Origin of the sequence: Sphingobacterium sp. HMA12 (assembly GCF_002933815.1) — a bacterium.
Taxonomy (GTDB): Bacteria; Bacteroidota; Bacteroidia; order Sphingobacteriales; family Sphingobacteriaceae; genus Sphingobacterium.
The window spans coordinates 1,070,360-1,096,392 of sequence record NZ_BEYR01000001.1 but is presented as its reverse complement, the minus strand read 5'-3'; the positions used below and the strand labels follow the sequence as shown (position 1 = coordinate 1,096,392).

Sequence of the window (26,033 nt, the reverse complement as noted above, 5' to 3'; positions counted from 1 at the left end):
TGACAAGATACGTACAGGGAAAAATAATTAAAATATAATGTTTATTTAAACAATAACTCCTTAAAAAAATGGGAAAATTTATTCCTTTGGATACGTTAGCGAAGTGGCTTGATGCTTGGGCATTATCCCGCGAGTTAGCACCGCCGACCAGGTTCAAATCTGGCTATAGAATTGATGTTGGTTATGAGAGACAAAAGGCCCGCTATATTTTTCAAGAACTTAATGATGATTTTATTGAGCTTTCAGAAACCATTCATGAAACTTGGGTTTTCTTGAAAGTCTGTGCCGCGCTTAGCGAAGCCAAGAGTAAAATTTCAGAAAGATGGGTAATTCAACCACAAGGGTACATGATGTCTTGTATTTATCCGATGGATATTCCGGATACAGAACTACCCAAAGGTTACAGGATAGAATTTGATCACTATAATTCAACTACAGTTGTTAAAATAGTAGCTCACAATGGGGCTTTAGCGAGTATAGGGCGACTCATTATTGTAGATGATTTGGCTGTCTATGATAGAATTTCAACGGAAGAAAATCACAGAAGAAAAGGTCTAGCGACGTTTTTGATGAAAGAACTCGAACGAATTGCGATCGCTAAAGGTATTCATAAAAATTTCTTGGTAGCGACAGAACAAGGAAAATTACTATATCAATCTTTGGGCTGGCAGGTTGATTGTCTTTACACATCAATTGTTATTCCTGGCTAATCTCTATTAAATTCAAGATAAAAATCGAAGGCATTGTTTCCCGTGCCCTCAAATCGGGCTAACAGTGAAATTACCCCGTCTTTTATTTTCAGATTATAGGAGGTATAGATCGCATAAATTTGCTCTTTGTTTAAAAATCTATTGTTCCCATTTTCGTTCTAGCGATTCTCTTCATTTATAGGAATATGTGAATTGAAGTCACCTTTACCATGCTGACTGATGTATTTCCTTCCCGTTAACATTTCAATAAATTTCTTATTCGACAATACCGACTAAAATTTAAACTGCCAGCCGTTTTCTGCTGCCATTTGCCCGAACGTTCCTTCATACAACCGGGCTAATTTGAACCGTTGCTAAACAGTAGAGATATCAATACCTAAAACTAAAATTCGATAACTAGAGTAAGCCATATGGTTGGGTATATTCTTTGAAATATTTTTAAATCTCAATTTTCAATTTATTTACGTAAAATTGTTTTTGATGAGAAATTACCTTATAGTTTTTGGAATACTATTTTTTGCAGCATATGCTGCCGTTCAAACAAAAAATACAAAAAAGGAAGCGCTTTTAGTCGGGATCTTCCACTTTAATAACCCAGGTGCCGACCTAGCCAAAACGGAGACTTTTAATGTAATGAGCAAGAAGTCTCAACAGGAGCTTGAGTCAGCTTTGATTTTTTCTGCCAATTGATTGAACATTTTTCTGCTTTCATGAACCGGATTTACAGCATCAATGATTACATTATGTCCCAAAGTAAGATTTTCATAGGCTAAATTTATCAACGCGCCATAATGCTGTTCTTACTGCTGTGTTATCCGGCTGTGTTATCTTTTGTGTCTCCATTTCCTAATTATTAACATTCAATGAAACAATCTAAAATCCAAGATCCACTATTCTTTAGCAAATTTTTTTACATACCAGTATGTCCCCAGTGGTAATGCAAAAATTTGGAACAAGAAAGTAAATAAGGACATTAGCCCCTCCAGGTGATTGGCATTAGCTTTAATCATCAATTGTGGACCAAGCGGACCATTTGAAAAAACGAAGATATTTACAAGGTTCCAGCCTAGATGAATCGCTATTGGCAGATAAATTGAACCTGTCTTCTTAAACGCAAAGGCGAGAACCCATCCAAACGAACCAGTCATAAGTAAAACAATAAGCATTTGTAATGGGTTTCCAAAAGAACCGTATGAAAACCAATGATAGACACCAAATGAAATTGCTGATAACATGCAGGCCCACATAGCCCCTATCCTATTTATTGCAATATAAAGCAATGCTCCTCGAAAAATAAATTCCTCAAATAGCACAGATTTTAAGATCCACCATATACTATTAAAAAGCACCTGAATAGACATCTGCTTATTGTAAATCCAAAAATTATCGGCCAGATAGACATTCATAACATGATAAGCAGCGCAAACAAAACTGGCTATCCCGAGTCCTATAAGAAAATCTTTAGACCTATTTTTTGTTATCGCTAGTCCTAGGACCGTAAGCTGCTTTTTTTCGATTAACCATAGCAAAATCCAAGATAAGAACAAGATGATAATAATGCCGATCATAGGTAAAAGTTTATATATTTTTTAGGCATTAAATATAACTCAAGTGTCTGCTAATAAAAATTTTATATAAATATAATGAAATTTCTAAAAGATCTGTAACTTTTAATTGAAGCCCTACAATGACATTCATATATGCTGCTCTTTACTTTTAAGTATGTCAGATATTTTCTTGTTCGGGTTAAAGAATATTCAACGGCCAGTGGTATAGTAGCAAAGATCTTACGTTTTATTATTCTTCTTTCCTCCAACATTTTAAGGTCCATAACCTTACTATCATTATGGTAACTACTTGCTAATATAAAGTTAAGCACTTAATTTAGCAAATATCAGTCGCTTTATTATGTCATTACAGATAATTGAAAAATACCTAAGAGAAAAGCTTGACAATGTTCAAGAACAGCAGAGCTTCGGCTACCATCTTTTTTTTTATGGAACAGATCATAGACTTCCATTTGTGAGTACCGCTGATTCGGATAATGAATACGACGATGTATCAAAACTCAATCGCCAGGATATTTTCCGTGTCAATATCGGAGTTTCGAAAGAATCCTTTGCCAAACTTTTTTCCGAATCTGGAATTGAATGGGATTTTACAACCTTGAATACTTTTTTGCCCCATCCCCATTATGCAGCACAAAATTTTATCTGCATACTTAATCCATCTGGAGAAAAACTGATCCAGACCCTTCAATTTATCGATGAGGCGTATCTAATCGCCAAGAAACGATTTGATAAAAAACAAAATAACAAGCTCAATATAGAGATGGAGTAATTCTAAAAAGCACTTGTTCTTTAGATCATACCACTCATGATAGCTTGCAGTTAAATACATATAGAAAAATCAAAGAAATTAAAACGTTATATATTTCAACTGAGCTAATTGTTTATTGATCAGACGCGAGGTATAATACACCGCCGTATCGTAGTATAGCCAGTGAGATGAAGCGCTTTACCGGTCAATGTCAAGTGATTGCGTACAAATGGACGTCTGTAAAATAGCTCCATGCATCTAAATAACTCAATTCTGCATTCTATATTCGTTAGGAGTGTAACCAGTATTCTTTTTGAAAGCTCTTGTAAAATGCGCCGGATATTTAAACCCCAATTCGTATGCAATCTCATTGATGGTTTTTCGGTTATCCAATATCTTCTGTTTAGCCAACGCCATTATTTTTAGTTGGATGTATTCCAAAGCCGTTTTACCTGTTTCTTTTTTTATCAAATCACCGAAATAATTGGTAGAAAGGTTTAATTGCTCGGCACAGTAGGTAACAGACGGTAAACCTATTGTTTGCGGCTTGTCCGATTGATAATATTCGTTCAACAGCTTTTCAAACTGGACTAAAATATCAGTGTTTACCTCATTACGGGTGATAAACTGACGTTCATAAAAACGTATGCAATAATTCAAAAAAAGTTCAATGTTGGATGCAATCAGCATTCTGCTATGCTTGTCCATACCCCGTTCCAGTTCGTACTTGATTTTGTCGAAACAATCCAACACAATCTTTCTTTCCCTTTCTGACAGGTGCAACGCTTCACTGGATTGGTACGAAAAGAACGTATATTCATCAATATGCCTACCCAAAGAGGTGCCTCGTATCAGGTCGGGATGGAACAGCAAAGCGTAGCCCTGCGGTTTATAATCCTTGTTAATATCCACATTGATGATCTGCCCCGGAGCAACAAAAACCAATGTCCTGTCCTGATAATCATAGGTATGTTTTCCGTATTTCATATCACCGCACATCACTTCTTTTAAATACACCGCATAAAAGCCAAAATTCATCTTGGACGCATAGATTTCCGGCACCCTGCCGTCAAAATCCATAATGCTTACCAAGGGATGTAAATTCTCCTTATGATAAAAAGCATCGTGTTCACTTACCGTATCAATTCTTAAAACTTCGTCCATATTATTTGCATTTAAAAATGAATACAAATTTACCCAATATTTCTACCCCTCTATGCAATTTGGTGCAAATCAGTGAAAATGGTAGCATGATCCGTGGAATGTATAAGAAATATATATAAATAAGATAAGACCTTTGTATTGTAAACGTATAAGGTGATGCAAATCACGGCAAACATAAACAGCATTTTAATAATAATAGTAAACAAAAGATTGATGATGAAACTGATGGAAAATAAAGTTGTTCTTATTACGGGAGCTGCACAGGGTATTGGATTTGCTACTGCAAAAGCATTCGCAGAGGCAGGTGCGTCGGTAGCATTAGCTGATTTGGATAGAGATTTGGTAAACAAGGCAGCAGACCAACTAACGGCAGCTGGATATAAAACACGCGCTATTGTTTGTGATGTTTCGGATGATGCACAGGTGAAGGCAATGGTCGATAAAACAGTAGAGACATTCGGAAGACTGGATGCAGCCTATAACAATGCTGGTATCCAAAATGTGCTGGCGGATACCGCAGACCAAACGATGGAAGATTTTGACAGGGTTACAGGCGTAAATTTTCGTGGCGTGTGGAGCTGCTTGAAATACGAATTACAGCAGATGCGTAAGCAAGGCAACGGTGCTATCGTAAACTGTTCGTCTATTGGCGGTATCTTAGGAGGCGCCCAGAGAGGAACCTACCACGGAGCCAAACACGGCGTGATCGGACTTACCAAAAGTGCAGCATTGGAATATGCTTCACAGGGAATACGTATCAACTCCACCTGTCCCGGTCTAATCCATACCCCAATGGCGGATAAAATGATGGCTGGTGGTCAGCAGGATGCACTGGATGCGATGTTAGCAGCCGTACCTGTCGGTCGTCTCGGCCGGCCCGAAGAAATAGCCAGTGCCGTGGTATTCCTGTGCAGTGATGCCGCAAGCCTAATAGTGGGCCATACGCTGGTCGTGGACGGCGGTTACAGCATCCAATAAATTGATTTATAAACTAAAAATAGAGATATGAGTAACAGAACAGTATTTCAGAACAATGAGAATAGCAACCCGTCCAACCGCCGGGATTTCTTAAAGAGAGCCGCCCTTTTTGGAGCTGCTGCCTGCGTTCCTCCTACTGTATTGGTATCAAGCTGTACAGGTGCAGAGCGGAAAACAACAAGTTCAAAAGAAAGTCAAAACGAAAATACTATGCCCGTCATTACTAAACGCCGTACGTTAGGGAAAGGCAGTGCCGCGATGGAAGTTTCGGCATTGGGCTTCGGTGTCATGGGAATGAATTACCATCGTGGCACACATCCCGATGAAAAAGCCATGATAAAACTGGCTCATGAGGTGGTGGAGCGTGGTGTTACCCTTTTTGACACAGCAGAAACCTACGGTCCATTCTTCAACGAAGAATTGGCAGGTAAGGCACTTGCCGAGTTTAAGGGCAAAATTGCCGTTACCACAAAATTCGGATTCAACTATGCCGGAAACAAAAAGAACGAGATGCCCGCCCAAGCAAATAGCAAGCCCGAACGCATCCGTGAAATGGTGGAAGCATCATTGAAACGTCTGAATATTGATGTGATAGAATTGCTGTACCAACACCGTTTTGACCCCCATGTGCCTATCGAAGATGTGGCGGGAACGGTGAAAGACCTTATCGCCGAGGGAAAGGTAAAACACTTTGGTCTTTGTGAAGTCGGGGCAGAAACTATCCGCAAGGCACACGCAGTACAGCCTGTTACAGCCATACAGAGCGAATACCATTTGATGTGGCGTGAAGTAGAAAAAGAAGTATTGCCCCTCTGTGGAGAACTGGGCATCGGGTTTGTACCGTACAGCCCTCTAAACCGTGGTTTCCTCACGGGAGCCATTAACGAATATACAAGTTTCAATTCCGGCAACGATAATCGGAATATCCTGCCACGTTTTACCCCCGAAGCGATACGGGCAAATCTCAGGATTGTGGAGGAACTAAACAAATTCGGACGGACTAGAGGTGTTACCACCAGTCAGGTAGCCTTGGGATGGTTGCTGCAAAAAGCACCGTTTATCGTTCCCATTCCCGGAACGACCAAACTTTCACATTTGGAGGAAAACCTAAGAACACTGGATTTCACTTTTAGCGCACAGGAATGGAGCGAACTTGAAATGGCAGTGGCCAATATTACTATTGTTGGCGACCGTTACCCCGCTTCCGAACAAAAGCAAGTACAAAACTAACGGAATAAGGCTCGTAACAGGTTTATTCTTAAAAATACAACAATGAATATTTTCAAAAATCTAAGGTTGATATTGTTGCTTACATGTATAGCAACAATATCAGCTTGTAATAACAATAAAAAACCAGAAACAATGCAAGAAGAAAGTAATACTTCGATTTTCCCGCAAGGCGAAAAAATCACCAACGGATATTTTACTGGGGATGCATTCCTGCGTATCCTGCAGGAAAAGGACAAGAACAATAATTTTGCCCTCGGCAACGTAACCTTTGAACGCGGAGCAAGAACCAATTGGCATACCCATCCCCAAGGGCAGGTATTAATTGTTACCGAGGGCATAGGCTGGTATCAGGAAAAGAGAAAACCTGCACAGGTCATCAAGAAAGGCGATGTTATAAATATCCCCGAGGGTGTGGAGCATTGGCACGGAGCATCTGCCGACAGCAGGATGATACATATTGCTATAACCAACTATCAGGACGAAGAAAATGTAACATGGTTGCAACCTGTAACGGATGCAGAATATAATGAGGTTGATAAAAAATAAAACATCACGAATGATAAAGCCAAAGAAAGTTTTGCAATGGATTTTATTTTTTGTTATAACGATAAGCGTGAACACAGTAAAAGCACAAGATAATACCAATATGCACACTAAATTAGATATCCAACAGCAAAGTATTGTAAACATTTCGGCACTAACAGCAAGCGGGGATTTGGAAAATCTGAAAATTCAGCTAAACACTGGACTGGATGCAGGACTTAACATTAATGAAATAAAAGAAATATTGGTACAACTATATACCTATTGCGGTTTTCCGAGAAGCCTGAATGGTATCAGTACGTTTATGCAAGTATTGGAAGACAGAAAAATCAAAGGGATTACCGATGCAATCGGCAAAGATGCAGCTCCCTTAAAAGATAGCACGGATAAATACGAACGTGGGAGAAAAATACTGCAAACATTGACCCAAACACCGCAGGTAAAACCCGCCCCCGGTTTTGGAGAATTTGCCCCACGTATTGATGCCTTTCTGAAGGAACATCTGTTTGCGGATATTTTTGACAACGATCTGCTTACCTATCAGCAAAGAGAATTAGTAACCATTTCCGCATTGGCGGCAACGACAGGTGTAGAGCCACAATTACAATCCCATATCGGAATGGGCATCAATACAGGCATCACAGTAAGTCAGTTGGAACAGGTTGCAGCATTGATAGAAAAACATATCAGTAGGAAACAGGCAAACACCATTAGAAAAATACTTTCAAAACCAATCATCCCAGTTGTAGAGCCAGGTATCATGGTGCGTATCTCAGAAATTGAAATTCTACCCGAATATGTGGAAGAATACCATGCCATTTTAAAAGAAGAAGCATCGGCTTCCGTGAAAATAGAACCGGGCGTGATTGCCATTTTCCCGATGTATGAGCAGAAGAGACCGACACAGATAAGGATTATTGAAATGTATGCCAATAAAGAAGCGTATCAATCCCATTTACAAACACCCCACTTCCAGCATTATAAAACCACTACGCTAAAAATGGTAAAATCATTGAAATTGCTAGATATGAATAGTCTTGATAATGAAACTATGGTGGAGATTTTCAAAAAACTATAAACGTCAAATCGTTTTGCTATGAGAGAATAACAAACATCCATCTTATGATATGTCCAACTATGTTTCCCGTGTAAACCCTACGAATATTTCACAGATGTCTGGCTATAAATTGTGGCAAATTGGCAAAGACCACCTTTGTATATAGCTGGTTGACCATATCTTCACAGTTTTTGAAATAAACGTAAATTGTAGAAGATGAAATTTTAGCGGCAGCTGCTATATAATCGAATAGTTATTCGATAAAGAATTATTTTTTTCAATCTATTGGTGGTAAGCCCTGTAAAGCCCTTATCCTATTGATCTGAATCAAATCTTCGCCTGTAAATTGTTTTAATTTGTCGTTTTCCCGGAATTTTCCCCAACTAGTGGACTCATCATCTTCATCTCCATACAAGACTTTAAGTAATTCGGTAAAACTGTCCGCAACGAAATCTAAATGGTAATAATCAGATTCATCCTCATGATCTTTGATGACTAACTCCTGATCTTCAATGATAAATTTCTGCTCATGATCCCACCTCATAATTTTTGGATTGTCTATGTCGATCCTGAAATCATAACACAAAAAGTTTCCTCCGGGATCCATCGTAATGGGATATACCTTTGCAGGAAGCTTGTTTTTCAATTGATGATATAAGGAGATGATATTTTCTGCTGCGTCCAGATTAAAATTTAAAAGCTCGCCAAATGCCTTACCCGCTTGTCGTAGGGTATCAATTGTATTAGGACTTGGTGTAGCAGCATTATGTTCTAATATAACTTTTCGAAAATCTGAGGGAAATGTAATCCCAAGATGTGATTCGACTTTCACTAATGAGCCTCTATCTTTTAATTCTGTTCCGTATAACCATTTCATCAGATTTCATCCTTTAATTAATTACCAAATTAAGTATAATTATTCAAAGATCTAGCCTTTGAAAGAGATGGTCGAATTTTCCATAAAGTTCTTTTTCTAACGAGTTTTTAGTTCTTTAAAAATATTTTCTCTGAAACTCAAATTGAGGTAGTTCCTTCGATCAGCTCGGTGTTAGGTCCAACATAGAAATATTTTTTTATGCGAAACAGCATTGGTTTTGCAGTTGTTATCTCTTAAAGATTAGCTAAAATATGGGCTTGTTCAACCTGCGAAATTTTCATTGTATAGGAAATATATGAACGCAAGTTATAATAGAGCAGCAAACATTTGGTTGTTATCAATAATACGAATTACAAATCATAAACGATATTATTATGTCATTATTTTCAAACGATTTGAGCAAAGAACCGGTATTTGACGGAATTGGTTACGAACCATCCTTTTTTTCAAGAAAAGCAATGGTTGCAACTAAAACAGATTACAGCAAAAAGAAGTACGGCGACGTCAACAAGGATACCAGAAAAAAGATTCTCGTGCTCTGTACAGAGGAGCGGTATATGACCATGAAAAATGGCAAGAAATTTTCAACAGGTAATCATCCTGTCGAAACGCTGGTTCCTATTCTTCATTTCGAACAAGCGGGATTCGAAGTTGACTTCTACACTCCCACCGGTGGTACGGTAAAATTTGAGATGTGGGCCATGCCTTATGAAGATGAACACATTGGTAAAATTCTCGAAAAGTATAACACACAGTTTTCAAATCCCCATAGCCTCAGGAATTTTATAGCGGACGCAAGTAAGGCTTATGTCGATTATGTAGCCGTTTTTATTCCAGGTGGACACGGCGCGATGATTGGACTACCTGAGAATAATGATGTAAAAGAGCTTATTAAGTGGGTGGTAGCTGAAGATAAATACATGTTGGCAATCTGCCATGGTCCAGCAGCTCTCCTAAGCGCAGCTTATGGTGTCGGTGAAGATGAATTCCCATACAAGGGGTATAAGATCAACTCGTTTCCTGACGAAATGGACATGACTTTGCCAGAAAGTGGATACCAACCTGGAGAGATGCCTTGGTTGTATGGCGAAAAACTCAAACAACTGGGTATAGAAATTTTAAATAAAAAAATTGCCGGCGATTGTCACGTTGACAGAAAATTGATTACAGCAGATAGCCCACTAGCAGCTGACAAATTTGGCAAACTCTGTGTGGAAGAACTTCTCGCTTGTGAAAAATCAAAAATGAATAACGGGTAGTTCGTGGAATTGAAAAAGCGGTCCATAAAAAATAGTTGTTAATTTTTTATGGGCTGTATTTATATTAACCATTGGGCCTATTCTTTTATTTTTATTGTGTGTTTGGTAAATAAGCCATAGCATTCCTGGGATACCATTGACAATGGAACAGCCAAAATAGTATTTCCAAAGAATATTCGGAAAAGAGACGACTGGGGTATGTGTTTTTATCATATCTTCTAGCTTCTTTCTATTGATTGACTAGTGTCCGTTTTTAGAGAGCAAGTGTCCGGAATCGAACAGTGTTGTCAATTCAAAGTTTTTATTTCCAGCATGATAGCATTTTGGCAAGTGTCTTGCCCATCAGATCAAGATATAATTAAGTTGATGATTAAATCTTAGATAGTTTACAAAGGAATTAAATGAATATGAATAAAACAATCTTTACCATTCTGCTTGTTTTCGTCGCTACGGTCGGCTTTTCCCAAGCATTGACTAAAGCAGACTATATTGAAGATCTAGATTATCTAAAAAAAACTTTACCTGTAAAACATACCAATTTATTTGCAAAAACAACAAAAGCTAAGTTTGAGAAGCTTGTAGATGATATTGTGGGCAAAGCTGATGCTTTGAATTATGATATGTTCACAGTAGAGCTGTTTAAGCTTATGGTTAGTATAAAAGACGAGCATACATTCGTTGAACGAAAATTCAATAGGATATTTCCCATTCAGCTGGATATGTTTAAAGAAGGAATATATTTAACAGGTATAGATTCAGCTTTTGCGTCTTTGTTGGGAAGCAAGTTAGTCGCGATCAATAACCATAGCTTCAAACAGATTAATGCTTTATTTAAGGATGCTATCCTAAGTGAAAATCAATCTTATTTCAATGATCACCTTCTCCATTTTATAAACAACCCAGCTTTTTTAAAGGGGCTTGGAATCATTGACTCAGACAAAGAAGCAGAATTTACATTTGTTGGCAGCAACAATAAAATCAGTAAGATAAAATTGACTTCATTGGTAAGAAATGACATAAAAAAGTTAAATTTAGTAGATGGAGCGGCCGTCCTACTATCAAAAAAGAAAAAAGGGAACTATTGGTTCGATTACATTACTGACCACAAAACCCTTTATTTTAATTATAGTAAGTGCAGTGAAGATTCATCTCTCCCATTCGACCAACTTAATAATGAATTATTCAAGTTTATCAATGCCGAACGTCCAAATAAAATTGTGCTGGATCTGAGGTATAACAACGGCGGCAATTCCGGTATTTTAACTCCATTTATTGAACAAATCAAAAATAGCTATCTAAATAAAAAACACCATTTTTTTGTATTGATAGGCAAGAATACGTTCTCCTCGGCTGTGATGAACGCCGTTGAATTGAAAAAAACTTCTAATGCAACCTTTATTGGCGAAGAAACCAGTGGCTCAATCAATCATTATGGAGAAGTAAGGGGCTTTAGTTTGCCAAAATCTGATATCGTGATTGCCTACTCGACGAAATACTGGGAGGTTTGGAAAGGAAAAAAAGGACCTTTAAAACCTGACATTAATATAAAGTATACAATCGAGAACTATATGAACGGAAAAGATGAGGCATTAATGAGAATATGGGCCCAATGATGGAATCTAAAATCTAAGAAAAAACAATTTACATTAACTAATAACCTCCAATGAAACTATTGCTAGACAAGGCAGTCGACAACGGTATATAGAAATTACCTATATTTGGCGCTCAGCTACGTAACAAGGCCCTATTTTACGCACCGACAAATAAAGAAAACATGACCGATAAATTTCCGACTCTTAAGATTTGGTAGTAAGAATCTGGGAAATTTAACAGACTCCATACGCTAGAGATTCTTTTTTTCTAGTTAAGTTCCAGCGTATAATGTTTAATTTGCCATAGAAAAAAGGCGAAAAATAAAACTAATTAATAGTACCATTGATCCAAAGAAACAGTCGGTGTTAAACTCCAATCAAAGTGGAGAGTAATAGCCAGTACCTGCATGAACATATCTTATTTAAATTTGTAGCGCTGAACTGCAGGGAGAATATCATAACGATATGCGCAGCAATCATCGAAACCATTAAAATGACGATATAACGGCTTTTTAACGGTAATTTTATTCGTAATATTCAATTTTTCTTTTTACTAAAAGTCCGCCTTCAAATTCATCTGTAGGATTTCTCCTTATAATTTCTTTTTGTTCAATCCAATTTCCATAATTATCATAGATATACGAGTAGTTAGATGATTCAATTGTAGGTCGTTTTTCAGATGTGGTTTTTTCTTCTTCTAAATCTCCGTGTGAATTGTATTTATAATTTATTGTTTCTTTAAAATAAGAAGACCGCATCTCTATTGGTCTATTTAAATTGTCATACGTTATACTAACTACCCCGGATATATTGCCATCAAAATTTTCTGTTTTTTCGTGAATCATATTTTTATTAAGGTCATATATTTTTTTGACGACGGAAGTTAACAGAAATTCTTGTTTTGTTCCGTCATATTCGAAACGTTTTTCTGTTTCTTCATTTTCATTATAAAAATAATCGGTATACACACTCAATTCATTCATCACTAATTTATTGTCTTCGAATTGATTTTCAATCTTTTTTATCAATTGCATTTTTTCATTATAGGAAAACAATAGCTCTTCGTGTTTTTCACCAGTAATTGCGCCAATTTTTTCTATTTTGCTGAGTTTTCCTTTTTCATAAAAATATCTTTCATTTAAATTATAAATATTCTTATTCTTCTTTTTATCAAATTCTACTACATATATTTTTGCAACGGTACCATCTGAATTGTATTCTTTATATTCATCGAGCCCTTGTTTGTCAATTCTGCTAATATGGCGTCCATCTATTCCGTGATAGGTTATTTCTTCTGTTTTTATCACAGGTTTAGTTTTTTGTATTCCTTGTCCAAAAGCAAGAGTGTACAATAAAAACATTAATGCAAATGCTACTGTTTTTTTTCTCATTTTAATACTAATTACGACGTCTCTCCAAATCTAGAAATGCTCTAAACTAGAAAATCCCGCTGTTTTGACCTGTTTTCGATAAACATTTCAGGTGTCACATCCCCTAAACAGCTTTTGATATTTTATTCCACACACTCGTTGGATACTTACTTATTGCTATCTTCAAATAAAATGAATTCTGATAGTATCCAATCACCTCCCTATCGCAAACCCTTGTCAGCAGATGTTTTTTAGTTCCCTTTAGTCGGTGGAACATCAGATGCATCAGATTTTATTTCGTTTTCTAAAAATTTTAATATCTCAAGTCTAAATTTTTTAGATACATATATTTTTAGGATTGAATAGTTGAAATACTTGTCTATTCCTTTTGAAAAATTGGAAATAAAATTTTGTTTATGTTTTTTGTTAAATGAATCAAAAATAAATGTCAATTTTGTCGAATTTCCATCTATTCCTTCTATGTTAATTTTCCATTTAAGTATTCCGTTCTTGAAAAAAGATTCTTTAATTATTGGTTTTATTGGATATTTAAGTGCCTCTTTGTTATATTCACCTTTATAAAGCATTATTATGTTTGATTCAAAAGATTTCTCTTCAATTGTTTTCTGATATAAACTTAAATCCGTAAAAATGATGGCTGAAGCATAATTTTTATTTTCTGTAAGATAAATAGTAGCAATATTTTCTTTTCGGCTTATAGAATCAATTTTGGTTTCTTTCAAACTATATTCAAGTAGGGAAGAATTGTTGAAATCATTAAAATAGCTTATAACTTTTTTTAGGGGTAACTTTATTGTTTCTGCTTGACTGTTATTAATAATTTCTTGTCCATATAAATTTAAGTTTGAAATAAATAATAAAATAGCAATAACTATTATAAATCTAAAATTTGAATTTAGTTTCATTTTTCGTTGGTTAATAAAACTTGTGCCAGCTCCTTATTGATACAAGTTTTTAAGTGTTTAATTATTCGATTGTTTGTTTTCACTTCAAATTTAAAGTATCTCTACTGTACCACTCCAATTGTATTTATAATTCGCTGGGTTTGTTTTACGATTCGCCAAATGTGTAGTTGATATACGGCTTTGCAGTTCAGGCGAGCTTTCCCGTGGATATCCCCTATTAACTACAACATTAGATTAGGGGAAGAGTTTAGTTGCTATCCTCAATTAAAAGATTTACGAAATTCCATAGGGGAAATATTGGTTTTGGCCTTAAATAATTTATTGAATGATTGGGAGTGTTCAAAGCCCAACACATAGGCGATCTCACTTATACTAAGTTCGGTCGTTGAAAGTTTTTCCTTGGCTTTTTCAATTAATTTTTCGTGAATGATCTGTTGCGTAGTTTGTCCTGTAAGAGATTTGAGCAACCCTCGCATATATTGTGGCGACATATTTAGTTTCTCGCAAAGCAGCTGTACTGTCGGTAAACCATTCTGTATAACATGTTCACCCTCCAGATAGTCATTAAGAAACATTTCCAATTTTTCCAGAAACTGATGATTGGCTTTCTTGCGTGTTATAAACTGGCGCTGATAAAACCGCTGTGAATAATTGAGCAATGTCTCCAATTGCGAGACAATAATGTTCTGGCTGAATTGATCTATATTGCTCTGATATTCCTGCTTTATATTTTCGATAATATGCTGCATTTTCTGTTCCTCGTCCTCAGATAGAAACAGGGCTTCATTCACTGAATAATCAAAGAACTCATATTTCTTAATCGATTTGGACAGCGATGTATTCCAGAGAAAATCCGGATGGATCATCAGCATCCATCCGGAAGGACTTTTGCCTTGTTCTTCACGTATCACACTTAAAACCTGATGTGGTGCCATACAAAACATCACACCTTCATCAAAATCATAATCCTTCTGTCCGTACCTGTACTTATGATCCATATCACGTTTTACCGAAATCATATAAAAATCAAACAGCAAGGTCTGTTTTCCGATCTCGGCTTGCTGTGTCATATCTTCAAAATTTATCACGCTGATCAGCGGATGCTTTGGTACCGGCAACCCCCGTAGCTTATGAAATTCAGAAATGCTCTTTAGTTTTATCGCTTTATTATCGGGCATGCCTTTACGAACTTGGGTATTTAAATGGATAAAAACAAAAATACAAATTATTGATGTTCATTAAAGTAAACCGAATCTTTTAAATCGTCCAGTAAAGTTGGGTAAACCGGGTGCCAGTCTAGCGCTTTCCTTGTCTGTGTACTGGAGCTTTGATTGTCCAGCTTCACAAAATGTGTAAACCAGGAAAAGTGCCGCTCAGTTTCTTCGCCATTTAAGGAAACCAAAGGTATGCTGAGGCGTTTAGCAATTTCAGCAGCCACCGTTTTAAGCTGAATACCCTCTTCGGCTACCGCATGATATCTGGTTCCTTTTCCAAAAGGCTTTTCGAGAGCTAAGCGGTAAAGTCTTGCAGCATCCAAGCGGTGAACAGCGGGCCAGTGGTTATTTCCATCGTTGACTATGGCTGAGACACCTTTTTCCTTGGCTATCCTGATGAACAATGGAACAAAGCCGTTTCTGTCTCCCTCTCCGTGGACAGAAGGAGATAGCCTGATAACGGCAACATTTATACCTCTGGCAGCCTGTTCATCTGCCGCATTTTCGGTAGCTATCCTTGGGTGCGGGTGGTTAACACTGCGATCATTCTCTGTAGTAATTCCATCTTTTGAAAATAGTGCGGTGCCAGAAGTGATCAGAAATGGCTTTTCAGTTCCGGTAAGCGCATCACCGATAGCCCTGATCACTTCACCGTCTAAAATGCACATTTCCTGAAAACGCCCAAAATCGTGCACAAATCCCAGATGTATAACAGCGTCGGAAAGACTTGCTCCTGACTTTAAGCTTTCGAAATCTATTAGATCTCCATAGTGGACTTCTGCTCCTGCCTCAATTAATTTTTTTGCCGATTCTTTCGATCTTGCCAGCCCCAAAACCTGATGGCCAGCCCCCAATAATTCCTGTACTACTGCTGTTCCAACGAAACCAGTAGCGCCTGTAACAAATACTTTCATGTCGAATTTTATTTATACAGCAAAGTTCAGTCACGAAGAGCTGAAAAATGTTGCCAAAAGTGACTTTGTTGTAGCCAGATCTATCCTAGCGCATAACACTTGGAAATGCAGCTCTTCAACAGAACTACCAAATAGCTCCTAAACCTTTCTGTCGACATCTGCTCAATGCCCAGAAAGATACCAGATTATTTATCCAAGAAGAAAAAACAATTTTAACTATTTAAAAGATACGTTATATTTATTTAAAAGTAATATCATCACGTACACCGCCACCAAATGATAGAAACAGAAAAATATCTCGCAGACTTTAAAGAAGCTGTTGTGAACGTCTATCCTATTTCGGATAAGGCATTTAATTTGTTGGCCGAAACTGTGCATATTCAGCATTTTAAAAAAAATGAAGTTTTATTAAAGGAAGGGCGGGTCGCCAATGACATCTTCTTTGTCTGTAAAGGAGCATTAAACTCTTATTTTATAGATGAAAAAGGTGCCATCTGGAATAAATGGATTTATTTGGAGAGAGATTTTGCGAGTACCAGATTTTCGGCAATCATAAAAACCCCCAACGAATTTACACTACAAGCTATTGAAAACACCACAGTGTTATGTATGCCTTATCATCAAACAAGAGCAGCTATTAATCAAAATGATGAATTAAAGAACCTGTACATTGCCTATCTGGAAAAAAAATGGATCGTCATTAATGAAGAGAGAGAAATCTCCTTACTGACCGAAAGTGCCACGGCAAGGTATCTAAAATTGTTACAGGCACATCCGGGAATAGATACCAGAATTCCACTACAATATATTGCTTCGCACCTGAGCATTACCCCGACACAGTTGAGCAGAATACGGAAAGAACTGACCAAATAAAAAAATCCTTGCACTCAACCTATGTAAAGGATATCCTCGAAACCATACTTTATTTTTGCTTTTTATTAAGCAATAAAAAAACGCTGATTATAAGGTATTGATCCGGAATAGAAAACAATGCAATACTGATTAAATAGTTGAAAATAAAGAAGTAATAACTAAAAGCCAATATTAAATTATGCAAACAATTTCTAAAACACTAAAAATATTTTTAACGGTTCTTATTCTTTCCAATATCGTCCTGATGGCTTGTGTAGCCTATTTTTATGTAAACAACAAGCAGAGCTTAACCGCAGAAAGAATAGATATCAAGGACAGATCTGGAAAAAATCGTGTCGTTATAGCAAACACTGATAACATCCCACAACCCATTATCAACGGCAAAACATACAAAAGGGCTTACACACCTGCAGGTCTGATTTTCTTTGATAAAAACGGCGACGAAAGAGGTGGTTTGGCAATTACCGATAATGAGGAGACTAACCTGAATGCATTAGCATTTGATTATCAGAATGCCGATGCCGTCGGTATCTTGGCTCAAGATAATAAACACGACAATTATTTCAGGGCTGGTCTATTGATTAACGATAAAGATCTATCCGGTAAGCCCGGACATAATATCAACCGTATCAACCTGCTAACGGAAAACGGGAATGCTGCTCTGGTGATGAAAGATAATAATGAAGTACCGAGAATTATTTTAAAAGTAGATAGTCTAGGTAACCCTTCTATCGAAATGTTTGACAATAGTGGAAAAGTGAGATGGAAACAATAAGCAATAGTCTTGATGGAACAGGATATTTTTATATCGATAGAGGAATAAGATGTGTTTACTAATCTAATCCAATAAATAATAAGAAATGATTACAAAAAAAGAAATTTTACAACTTGAGGAACTGCTTTATGAAGCAATGAAAAGTAGTAATACAGAAGTCCTCGACAAGCTATTGCATGCTGATTTACTTTTTATAATTCCCAGCGGTCAGACAATCACAAAGGAAATGGATTTACAAACCTACCGTGAGGGGAATTTAAAATTACACGAACTTATTTCCCAAACTGAGGACCTGAATATCATAGACGATATGGCAGTTATTACGCTTCAGATGGAATTAAAAGGAGATTACAATCATGAGCCCTTTGAAGCGAAATATAAATATATCCGTTTCTGGAAAAAATTTCCCGAAGGTATAAAAGTAGTTGGTGGCAGCGGAATTGCTATTTAACGCTATTGAACAACTTAGATGGCTCGATTTTTGGAAAAATGGTATTTTAGCTAATAACTTTCACCATGCTACTTTCGGTTAACTTTAGTAGGTACTATCCTGCACTTTTACTATTACTGCTCTTCTCATTAAAGGGTTTAGATTTAAGCGCGCAATTGTTTAATCAAGACAGCTTGAAATTAATATCCCGGCAATTTGCCTTTACAGAAGGGCCGGCAGTGGACAGAGAGGGGAATATCTATTTTACTGACCAGCCCAATAACAAAATCTGGAAATACAGCACGAAAGGTCATCTTTCTCTTTTTAAAGATTCAGCGGGCCGTGCAAATGGGTTGTACTTTAACCATCGCGGTCAGCTACTTGCCTGTGCAGATGAAAGAAACGAAATTTGGTCAATAAGCAATGACGGTAAAGTTACCGTCCTGCTGTCCGATTTAGACGGGAAAAAACTGAATGGACCAAATGATCTTTGGGCAGATAAGAAAGGAGGCATCTACTTTACAGACCCCTATTATCAGCGTGACTATTGGTCCAGAAAAAAACCAGAGATTGAAGGACAGAAAGTTTACTACCTCCCTCCGGGAAAGGGGAAAAAGCCAATTGTAGTGGCTGATGATGTAGCTAAACCTAACGGCATTGTAGGGTCGGCGGACGGAAGATATCTGTATGTAGCAGATATTGAACGAAACAAAACTTATAGGTATACCATTGCATCTAACGGTAAGCTCAGCGGGCAGAAGGCGCTCATCGATCAGGGGTCTGATGGAATGACATTGGACAGTCAGGGAAATATTTACCTTACGGGCAAAGGTGTTTCCATCTATAGTCCGATCGGTGTACTGATAGGACATATCGAGGTAAAAGAACCTTGGACATCGAACGTTTGTTTTGGTGGTAAAGATCGGACAGATCTATTTATCACAGCCTCAACAGCAATTTATTGTCTTCCAATACGTACAAAGGTTATCCAAAGCAAAACAAAAGTGCTGCCTCTTGAAAAAAACACTCGTAATAGATGACTCTTCCGAAAAATCAATGTCGAATTACGGTGGTGCCATACGGATAGCTGAATTCAATGGCAAGGCCAACATACGGACAAACAATAGCTTAAAATTATGATGACAAGGGTAAATATAGGATCGTAAAATTCGTTAACTCAATGAAACGGCGGTCTATCCAGCACTTACCATCTATAGCATGCAATGAATTATCTTGATCGCAAATACCTGCGATAATTGGCTTTTACCAGGAAAAATACAGTTGATAATGTTTAAACTGTATTTTTAAATTATTTAGTACTTAAGTTATTGGATGCTACTATATTTTCTAACTGACGAATATGTCTTTGCGTGTGGTAAATATTAAACCAGATCCATTCATACCTCGTGAATTCTCCGTAAGCAGGAATTGAAAAGTCAATGCAAGTCAAAGACAAATCTTTTGTTTCTATAATTTGCTTTATTTGTTCAATCCGATTTTCCAAAGACTTAATCAAATCATTTTTATCTATTTTTTCGTTAGCGGGTACTATTGCTATGGGCGCATTCATTTTAACTGAATCATCTGCGAATAGGATCTTAATAGGATCTAGTTTTTGGTCCACTGGTCGTTCTGTAACATTTGTTTTTCCATTCAATATTTTGACAAATGCATATGATTTATATAAATGTTCTCCTAATTGTCCAGCTGACCAGCCGTTTGTCGGGTGGAAGTTCAATTGCTCTTCGGATAGTGAAAGCAGTAGTTTCAATAATCTGAACGTCGTTTTATGAAATTCATTAAATGTATCTTGTTTAGTAGCTGCCATTTTTCTGTATTACTTTAACTCCACGACAACTCAAATATATGTGAAACTTTCTTAATCGCCAAATGCGCCACGTGGGCGGAGTATGTCACAACTTTAATCCAATACGGACACATCTCCTACTTCGGCTTCAACAAGATCAGGGATAATCGATGGACAAAAACAGGTCTATTTTCCAATCTTATCTACATCCATGTATTTTTTTGTCGGACTAAGATTAACGTTCGTCGGATCTATTTTCAATTCCATCGATATTATTTTCCCTTTTACAGCGTAAAAAACACATTTGTATCAGCTAAACATAATATTATGGACTATATCGAGAATTTCACATCTGAAGATTTTGCACTGGATGTACAGACAATAGGCATTGTAGAGCCGGTTTTGTTTACAGGTGGCGATGAGGCATTAGCAACCATCAGAACCATAACATCATCAAGAATAATTTAATAGTAGGGTGCGTTGTGGAAGTGAACTGGTAGGCACTTTCACAACATTTTTTATTTAATCCCTATTCTCATACTAGACACTGTTATATGCCCCCCAATCTCAATTGTCTTATTATCGAAGATGAACCCCTGGCAATAAAGAAAATAGTCGAATATATCCGAATGTTTCCCGACTTGTCCCTTACTGGCACAATCGAAGACATTGAAGACCCAGCCAGTTTTGCCCCCGATCTACAAGCTACGGATATACTTTTCTTAGACTTGGTCGTCAGCGGCGGAATCATAGAGACCTTGGAGGAATTGATCGTCGAAATACCATTTTTGATTATTACCTCAGCAATCTGTAAAAGGGATTACCCCACATTTGTGAAAGAGCGTAGTCACTATGCGCTCCAGAAACCGATATCCCCCGAGATGTTTCGGAAATGCATCGCCGAAGTGTTTAACATGCATTGATTTTGCCTATGACAGCGCTCACCAGTGAAGACTATTTCTTGCTTCGATCGCCCCTCTTGAATCTGGAGCAAATCACCAAACTTATGGAGCTGTCGGATGTCGATGCAATCACATCTCAGCTACGTGATATCTATCAAGACCGCCGTCTGCGGGATGCCATCTATCTCGCTAGCCCTGCTTTTCTGAACGAAGTAGAAAGGTGGTTGGTTCAGCATAATGAACCCCAGCATAAAACCCTGAGCACTCTTTTTAAATATACAGTTCGCATGGCTACACGCAGTACACCTTTTGGTCTATTTGCGGGTATTTCACTCGGAAACTTCAGCAGGGAAAATGGCGCCAGGCTTGCGCTCATTAGAGACTGTGCAGAACGGGTTATGCTGCGGCCGGATACCGGACTTTTAATGGAGATAGTCAAACTTATCTCAGAAGATCAGGACATACTAACAGAACTCACCTATTATAACAACCCGACAATTTACCAGCAAGGCAATTGGTATAAATACTATCAGCAATCGGATGGTAAAAATAGATTGAAACAGGTGCGCACAACAGCAGTACTTGAACAGATACTGGCACTATTTAATCAAAGTCAGGGTAAAGTGAGCTATAATAGGCTCCTTACTTCGCTACTGCAACGTGGTGCTTCAATGGAACAGGCTTCGCAATATATCGACAGGCTATTGCAGCTGGGGCTGCTATCCTCCGAACTGCAGCTGGATGTGATCGGCGGGGTTTACCTCGAACAGCTCATCCGGGTACTACGCAAAGTGGATAAAAAAAACAAATATTTACCAACGATGCTGTCTGTAGCAAAGGCTCTGCAGGAAAATACGCAATTACAAGATACCAATGACCGGGTGGCAGAACTGCTTAAACCAGTTTTTTCGACCTTATCTTTTCAAAAGCTGATTCACGGGGACTTGTTGCTTGGACTGGACCAAAATCAGATACCGCGTGTGGTTGTTAACAAGCTAGAGAAGCAACTACAGAACTTACTGGTACTGAACAACCCTCGTCCAATAGTCGATTTTGAACGATTTAGTACAGCGTTTCAAGAGCGATATGGAGACCGTATGGTTTCGGTATTGCAGGCCCTCGATGTAGATACTGGCATAGGCTATGGCAGCAACAGAAACACATACCGGATGATGGATGAGATACTGGCTGATCTAAACGGCACACCGCGAACATCCGGAACGGACAAACTACATCGGTATCAGCAATTGGTCACGGATAAATTTCTGGAAAGTTCACAGCACAATTTCTCGAAAATAGCTATCAGCGACAAGGATCTAAAGGATATTGGGACAGCGGAGTTTCATCTTATACCTAAGTCTCTCTATGCTTTTGGGAATCTACTGCAAAAGGAAGCTGACAAAGATATGTTCTTTAATCTGAGCAGCCTGGGTGGTTCCTCATCAGGCAATCTGTTGGCTCGATTTGCCTATATGGATCCTAACCTATCCGACGCCCTGAATCAATCCGCGGCTAAGGAACAAGAACACTATGGGACGACACAACTAGCGGAAATCGCTTATTTACCCGACGCACGTGTGGGCAATATCCTGCAGCGACCTGATATCCGCAGCTTAACAATAGGCTTGACCGCAGGATTAGGCCCAGTTGAACAGCGGGTTGCGATCAATGATCTATACATATTTGCAAAAGCTGGAAAATTGTACTTGTGGTCTAGGACTTTTAAACAGATCATTGAGCCGCGGCTGACCTCGGCCCATGACTTTTCGGACTCCATGAATCTATACAAGTTTTTGGCGGATTTTCAATTTCAGCAGCACCGTCTGGATATTACCTGGAACTGGGGCATTTTGAAAGATCAGCCCCGACTGCCACGGGTGAGCTATAGAAATATAATCCTATGCCGTGAACAATGGCGGCTTTCCAGGATTTTGACGCCCCCCAAAACAGCTCAACAAAAAAGATCGCTCATCGCTGAAATCAGACAGAAGCGGGGATTACCGCAAAACGTTGTGCTGATCAATGGCGATAATGAACTGTTGCTCAATCTAAATAATGCCCTTTGCATCGCGATATTATTCGAACAACTGGCCAAGAACGACATCATCCTGACCGAAAACTTACTTGACCATTATCAATCGCCGGTGAAAGACGTAGCCGGGCAGTCTTATGCAAATGAACTGATCATTCCCTTTCATTCAACTACGATAAAGCAACAGGACCATACTCCTCCGGCAGAGACTGTGCTCAGACGAAACTTTCCCTTGGGAAGCAGCTGGCTCTACGCAAAAATATTTTGCGGTCACAGCATAGCCGACAACCTTTTAAAGGATTACATTCCCGCTATAATCGCAACGCTCAAACAGGAGAAAATCGTGAAAAAATGGTTTTTTATACGTTATGATGATCCCAGCCCGCACATCAGGTTCCGTGTAGAACTGTTTGACCAGCAGGCTTATCAACAGGTCGTATCTTGTCTGAATGCCAATCTGAGCAACCTCCTGGAGAACGAACAGATTGCGTCGCTCTCGTATGACACCTATATACGTGAGATCGAACGGTATACGCCACGTTGTATGGAGAAGAGTGAAAAATTATTCTATCTCGAGAGCGAACTGATCATACAAAAAATGCAGTCCTTCACAACAATCAATCAACGGTGGAAACTGGCGTTTGAGTATGTCGATTGTATATTTGAAAATGCGGGATTTACATGGGCAGAACGGCGGGATTTCTGCGAAAAGATGTACGGTTTATATTCCAATGAATTTGGCCACGAAAAACAGATCCGGATACAGCTGAATGAAAAATTTAAGGCACGAAAACATTGGTTTGACCTACTGACGCTACACAGCAATCCTCTAGTCTGTCAGGTAGATCTGAATCGGGTGCAAAGTGAAATATTTATGTTAATAAAGTCGAATGAACCTAACCCGGCGAAGGCAACGCAATCCCTTTTATCAAGTTATATTCACATGTTTGTGAATAGATTGTTTCTAAGCGACCAGCGCATGTATGAGCTTGCGATCTACCACTTTATGATGAACTTCTATCGGATGCAGATCGGCAAATATCGAGCGCATCAGCCTCAAAACATACATGCCTAGTTAAGTCCCATTCTGGTAAATAACTGGCTGCGATATTGCAATCCAATGGCTAGTTCGGTACCGTCTTTGAGTATAACCTTGCTCGCCTCTACTCCTTTGATATGTTTCAGATTAACAATATAAGAACGATGCATCCGGGCAAACATATCCCAGGGTAATGTCGTCTCCATCTCTTTCATCGTACAGAGGAGAGTTTGCATTCCTTCGGCTGAATAGATCTGAATATAATCGCCCCAAGCTTTTAGGTAATAGATATCATTTGCATCAATAAATATGGTTTTATTTCTGTCTTTCACCTTGATCGCCTTGCGCTCTCCCTGGTTTCCCCCTGAAAACATAATGGCTTTCTGAACTTTTTCAACGGCCTTCAGCAACCGCTCCTCCGTGAGCAGGGGTTTTAAGATGTAATCAATGACGTCGAGCTCAAAGCCCTCAACGGCATATTCATAATGGGCGGTTATAAAAATCACAAAAGGTGGATGAGAAAGCCCTTTTAGAAAGGCTACTCCGTCCATTTCTGGCATATCGATATCCGATAGGATAAGATCCACCTTATGCTGTTTCAACACGTCAATAGCTTGTGTCGGATTTTCATAGACACCCACAATTTCGATGATACCGATCTTTTTGACCAGCTTTTCGAGGCGCATTCTTGCTATTGGTTCATCCTCAATAAGAATAGTTTTTATGCTATACATAACGATTAAATTCTTTATTTCACTGATCTTTATTCTCTTTCTCCGACAACTCGACCGTTAGTTCAGTACTGTAAATTCCGACATCCGAAGTGGTTTTGAGGGTATACCGCTTCGGGTAGTAAAGCTCCAGCCGCTTCCGGACATTTTGTATACCAAGTCCACCAATATAATTTTTGGGCTTGGGCAATTTACGATATGCATTCGATACATGCATGTACAACATCTGATTTTTAATGGATATGTGTATCGTCACCCATGCATTGGCGACACTGGTCCGTGGGCCATGTTTGAAGGCATTCTCCACGAATGGAAAGAAAATTAGCGGTACTATTGTACAATGTGCATTATCTGTTTCAAGATTAACGTTGATCTGTAGTGATTCATTGTATCGGAGTCTTTCCAACTCGACATAATCGCGGATCAATTGAAATTCCCGGTCTAATTCGATCTGAGGCTGGTTGCTTTCGTGGAGCAGATAAACCATCATGCCACTGAGACGCATCATGCTCTGCTCTCCCCGATCATCCTTGTCGGATACCAGTACATAGATACTATAGAGTGTATTTAGCAGAAAATGGGGATTGATCTGATGTTTGAGGAAGGCCAGTTCGAGCTGTACATTGTTGAGTTCAAGTTCAGCATTCTTAAGTTCGAGGTTGACTTTCATATTTCTGATGCTCATAAAGGACTGTACAATCTTAACAGTCAGCGGAAAAGCAACCAGAAAAATAAAATCTAACAGATAATCGGTGACGGAAGAAATACGGAATGCTCCAAGAATACCCTTATCGCTCATAAATTGTAGATAATCCTTCAACCGCTCATCCGGAGACAGAAAGTTTAACGTCAGTACCGCACTGTAATAAGTCAGTACGGACCACCATGCATAAATAATAACCAACCATAGCAGGCATAGCAAAAACTTTCCGCGGATAAACCAACGAGGTATGATGATATACGCAGTGACATAAAATATGGATAAAAGCGAAAAGACATCCTTTAAAAAAAGTACCCACGAATTATCGGGATCAATCCGCTGGTAACCGATAAACTGCATGCCTAAAACAACAGACCAAAAGCACAAGTGAAAAAAAACGCGCTTCACTGGATTATAATTCTGAAAGAATTCAGTTACCGATATCATGTCCCCCCTAGTTATATCAGGCCTAAATATAAAAATATAGTTCAAGTTCCACGATCAATAAACGCATCAATTCGATAAAAAAAAGCTGTCTGACATAGGAACTAAACCAAAATACGGCTAATATTTTGATTATAAGAATCTTTC

Annotated in this window: 27 protein-coding genes; 16 read left to right on the top strand and 11 right to left on the bottom strand. The window is 38.3% G+C overall.

Translation table 11 applies throughout. The annotated features are described in order from the left end of the window. Positions 1-68 precede the first annotated feature (68 nt). Together HMAT_RS04585 and HMAT_RS04580 are read left to right on the top strand one after the other, a co-directional pair. Positions 69-710 carry a GNAT family N-acetyltransferase gene (locus HMAT_RS04585; RefSeq protein ID WP_104381613.1) on the top strand — a complete coding sequence of 214 codons (642 nt, stop codon included), beginning with the start codon at positions 69-71 and terminating at the stop codon, positions 708-710. 480 nt (positions 711-1,190) lie between these two features. Next, positions 1,191-1,400 carry a hypothetical protein gene (locus tag HMAT_RS04580; RefSeq protein WP_104381612.1) on the top strand — a complete coding sequence of 70 codons (210 nt, stop codon included), beginning with the start codon at positions 1,191-1,193 and terminating at the stop codon, positions 1,398-1,400. Positions 1,401-1,600: 200 nt separating this feature from the next. On the opposite strand, the gene HMAT_RS04575 is transcribed toward HMAT_RS04580, so the two are convergent. Together HMAT_RS04575 and HMAT_RS27680 are read right to left on the bottom strand one after the other, a co-directional pair. Continuing rightward, complete coding sequence (locus tag HMAT_RS04575; protein WP_104381611.1) at positions 1,601-2,278, bottom strand: CPBP family intramembrane glutamic endopeptidase; 678 nt, start codon at positions 2,276-2,278, stop codon at positions 1,601-1,603. Between the two features lie 62 nt (positions 2,279-2,340). Continuing rightward, a complete protein-coding gene (locus tag HMAT_RS27680) occupies positions 2,341-2,529 on the bottom strand; it encodes a hypothetical protein (protein ID WP_371412036.1) in 189 nt (62 codons plus the stop codon). Positions 2,530-2,618: 89 nt separating this feature from the next. Here HMAT_RS27680 and HMAT_RS04565 point away from each other — a divergent pair, with 89 nt between their 5' ends. Beyond that, positions 2,619-3,050 carry a DUF6194 family protein gene (locus tag HMAT_RS04565; RefSeq protein WP_104381609.1) on the top strand — a complete coding sequence of 144 codons (432 nt, stop codon included), beginning with the start codon at positions 2,619-2,621 and terminating at the stop codon, positions 3,048-3,050. 246 nt (positions 3,051-3,296) lie between these two features. Here the strand turns inward: HMAT_RS04565 and HMAT_RS04560 are convergent, their stop codons facing one another. Continuing rightward, positions 3,297-4,193: an AraC family transcriptional regulator gene (locus tag HMAT_RS04560; RefSeq protein ID WP_104381608.1), complete on the bottom strand. Its 897-nt coding sequence runs from the start codon at positions 4,191-4,193 to the stop codon at positions 3,297-3,299. 213 nt (positions 4,194-4,406) lie between these two features. On the opposite strand from HMAT_RS04560, the gene HMAT_RS04555 reads away from it, so the two are divergent. The 4 genes from HMAT_RS04555 to HMAT_RS27355 all read left to right on the top strand — a co-directional run bounded on the left by HMAT_RS04555 (position 4,407) and on the right by HMAT_RS27355 (position 8,022). Continuing rightward, complete coding sequence (locus tag HMAT_RS04555; protein WP_199768541.1) at positions 4,407-5,171, top strand: SDR family NAD(P)-dependent oxidoreductase; 765 nt, start codon at positions 4,407-4,409, stop codon at positions 5,169-5,171. 27 nt (positions 5,172-5,198) lie between these two features. Beyond that, positions 5,199-6,401 (top strand): aldo/keto reductase, encoded by a 1,203-nt coding sequence (locus HMAT_RS04550; RefSeq protein WP_104381607.1) that lies wholly within the window; start codon positions 5,199-5,201, stop codon positions 6,399-6,401. Between the two features lie 132 nt (positions 6,402-6,533). Next, positions 6,534-6,947, top strand: coding sequence for a cupin domain-containing protein (locus HMAT_RS04545; protein ID WP_104383294.1), 414 nt, complete (start codon positions 6,534-6,536; stop codon positions 6,945-6,947). Between the two features lie 67 nt (positions 6,948-7,014). Continuing rightward, the gene (locus HMAT_RS27355; protein WP_233789105.1) at positions 7,015-8,022 is read left to right on the top strand and encodes a carboxymuconolactone decarboxylase family protein; all 1,008 of its coding nucleotides are present in this window, start codon (positions 7,015-7,017) and stop codon (positions 8,020-8,022) included. Positions 8,023-8,278: 256 nt separating this feature from the next. On the opposite strand, the gene HMAT_RS04535 is transcribed toward HMAT_RS27355, so the two are convergent. Next, positions 8,279-8,878 (bottom strand): SMI1/KNR4 family protein, encoded by a 600-nt coding sequence (locus tag HMAT_RS04535; RefSeq protein WP_104381605.1) that lies wholly within the window; start codon positions 8,876-8,878, stop codon positions 8,279-8,281. 374 nt (positions 8,879-9,252) lie between these two features. On the opposite strand from HMAT_RS04535, the gene HMAT_RS04530 reads away from it, so the two are divergent. Together HMAT_RS04530 and HMAT_RS04525 are read left to right on the top strand one after the other, a co-directional pair. Then, positions 9,253-10,137, top strand: coding sequence for a DJ-1/PfpI family protein (locus HMAT_RS04530; RefSeq protein ID WP_104381604.1), 885 nt, complete (start codon positions 9,253-9,255; stop codon positions 10,135-10,137). A 407-nt stretch (positions 10,138-10,544) separates the two neighbouring features. Beyond that, positions 10,545-11,750, top strand: coding sequence for a hypothetical protein (locus HMAT_RS04525; RefSeq protein WP_158655616.1), 1,206 nt, complete (start codon positions 10,545-10,547; stop codon positions 11,748-11,750). A gap of 503 nt (positions 11,751-12,253) precedes the next feature. Here HMAT_RS04525 and HMAT_RS04520 read toward each other — a convergent pair. The 4 genes from HMAT_RS04520 to HMAT_RS04505 all read right to left on the bottom strand — a co-directional run bounded on the left by HMAT_RS04520 (position 12,254) and on the right by HMAT_RS04505 (position 16,153). Further along, positions 12,254-13,120 carry a hypothetical protein gene (locus HMAT_RS04520; protein ID WP_104381602.1) on the bottom strand — a complete coding sequence of 289 codons (867 nt, stop codon included), beginning with the start codon at positions 13,118-13,120 and terminating at the stop codon, positions 12,254-12,256. A 230-nt stretch (positions 13,121-13,350) separates the two neighbouring features. Next, on the bottom strand, positions 13,351-14,025 hold the full coding sequence (locus HMAT_RS04515; RefSeq protein ID WP_104381601.1) for a hypothetical protein: 675 nt from the start codon (positions 14,023-14,025) through the stop codon (positions 13,351-13,353). 260 nt (positions 14,026-14,285) lie between these two features. Further along, on the bottom strand, positions 14,286-15,203 hold the full coding sequence (locus HMAT_RS04510; protein WP_104381600.1) for an AraC family transcriptional regulator: 918 nt from the start codon (positions 15,201-15,203) through the stop codon (positions 14,286-14,288). 47 nt (positions 15,204-15,250) lie between these two features. After that, positions 15,251-16,153, bottom strand: coding sequence for an SDR family oxidoreductase (locus HMAT_RS04505; RefSeq protein WP_104381599.1), 903 nt, complete (start codon positions 16,151-16,153; stop codon positions 15,251-15,253). Between the two features lie 276 nt (positions 16,154-16,429). Between HMAT_RS04505 and HMAT_RS04500 the strand changes: the two genes are divergently transcribed. The 4 genes from HMAT_RS04500 (at position 16,430) to HMAT_RS04485 (ending at position 19,271) form a co-directional block, all read left to right on the top strand. Then, complete coding sequence (locus tag HMAT_RS04500) at positions 16,430-17,026, top strand: Crp/Fnr family transcriptional regulator (RefSeq protein WP_104381598.1); 597 nt, start codon at positions 16,430-16,432, stop codon at positions 17,024-17,026. A 178-nt stretch (positions 17,027-17,204) separates the two neighbouring features. Beyond that, complete coding sequence (locus HMAT_RS04495) at positions 17,205-17,801, top strand: hypothetical protein (RefSeq protein ID WP_104381597.1); 597 nt, start codon at positions 17,205-17,207, stop codon at positions 17,799-17,801. An 85-nt stretch (positions 17,802-17,886) separates the two neighbouring features. After that, positions 17,887-18,252 carry a nuclear transport factor 2 family protein gene (locus HMAT_RS04490; protein WP_104381596.1) on the top strand — a complete coding sequence of 122 codons (366 nt, stop codon included), beginning with the start codon at positions 17,887-17,889 and terminating at the stop codon, positions 18,250-18,252. A gap of 173 nt (positions 18,253-18,425) precedes the next feature. Continuing rightward, positions 18,426-19,271: an SMP-30/gluconolactonase/LRE family protein gene (locus tag HMAT_RS04485; protein ID WP_233789104.1), complete on the top strand. Its 846-nt coding sequence runs from the start codon at positions 18,426-18,428 to the stop codon at positions 19,269-19,271. A gap of 269 nt (positions 19,272-19,540) precedes the next feature. Here the strand turns inward: HMAT_RS04485 and HMAT_RS04480 are convergent, their stop codons facing one another. After that, entirely contained in the window at positions 19,541-20,059 is a 519-nt protein-coding gene (locus HMAT_RS04480; protein ID WP_104381594.1) for a DinB family protein, read from the bottom strand. Positions 20,060-20,365: 306 nt separating this feature from the next. On the opposite strand from HMAT_RS04480, the gene HMAT_RS26940 reads away from it, so the two are divergent. The 3 genes from HMAT_RS26940 (at position 20,366) to HMAT_RS04470 (ending at position 24,047) form a co-directional block, all read left to right on the top strand. Further along, entirely contained in the window at positions 20,366-20,506 is a 141-nt protein-coding gene (locus HMAT_RS26940) for a hypothetical protein (RefSeq protein ID WP_158655615.1), read from the top strand. An 86-nt stretch (positions 20,507-20,592) separates the two neighbouring features. Then, positions 20,593-20,961, top strand: a complete 369-nt coding sequence (locus HMAT_RS04475; RefSeq protein ID WP_104381593.1) for a hypothetical protein — start codon at positions 20,593-20,595, stop codon at positions 20,959-20,961. Positions 20,962-20,969: 8 nt separating this feature from the next. Beyond that, on the top strand, positions 20,970-24,047 hold the full coding sequence (locus HMAT_RS04470) for a lantibiotic dehydratase (protein WP_104381592.1): 3,078 nt from the start codon (positions 20,970-20,972) through the stop codon (positions 24,045-24,047). Here the strand turns inward: HMAT_RS04470 and HMAT_RS04465 are convergent. Continuing rightward, positions 24,044-24,745 carry a LytTR family DNA-binding domain-containing protein gene (locus tag HMAT_RS04465; protein WP_104381591.1) on the bottom strand — a complete coding sequence of 234 codons (702 nt, stop codon included), beginning with the start codon at positions 24,743-24,745 and terminating at the stop codon, positions 24,044-24,046. The two genes, HMAT_RS04470 and HMAT_RS04465, sit on opposite strands and share 4 nt — an antisense overlap. A 19-nt stretch (positions 24,746-24,764) precedes the next feature. Then, on the bottom strand, positions 24,765-25,889 hold the full coding sequence (locus tag HMAT_RS04460) for a sensor histidine kinase (RefSeq protein ID WP_104381590.1): 1,125 nt from the start codon (positions 25,887-25,889) through the stop codon (positions 24,765-24,767). Positions 25,890-26,033 lie beyond the last annotated feature (144 nt).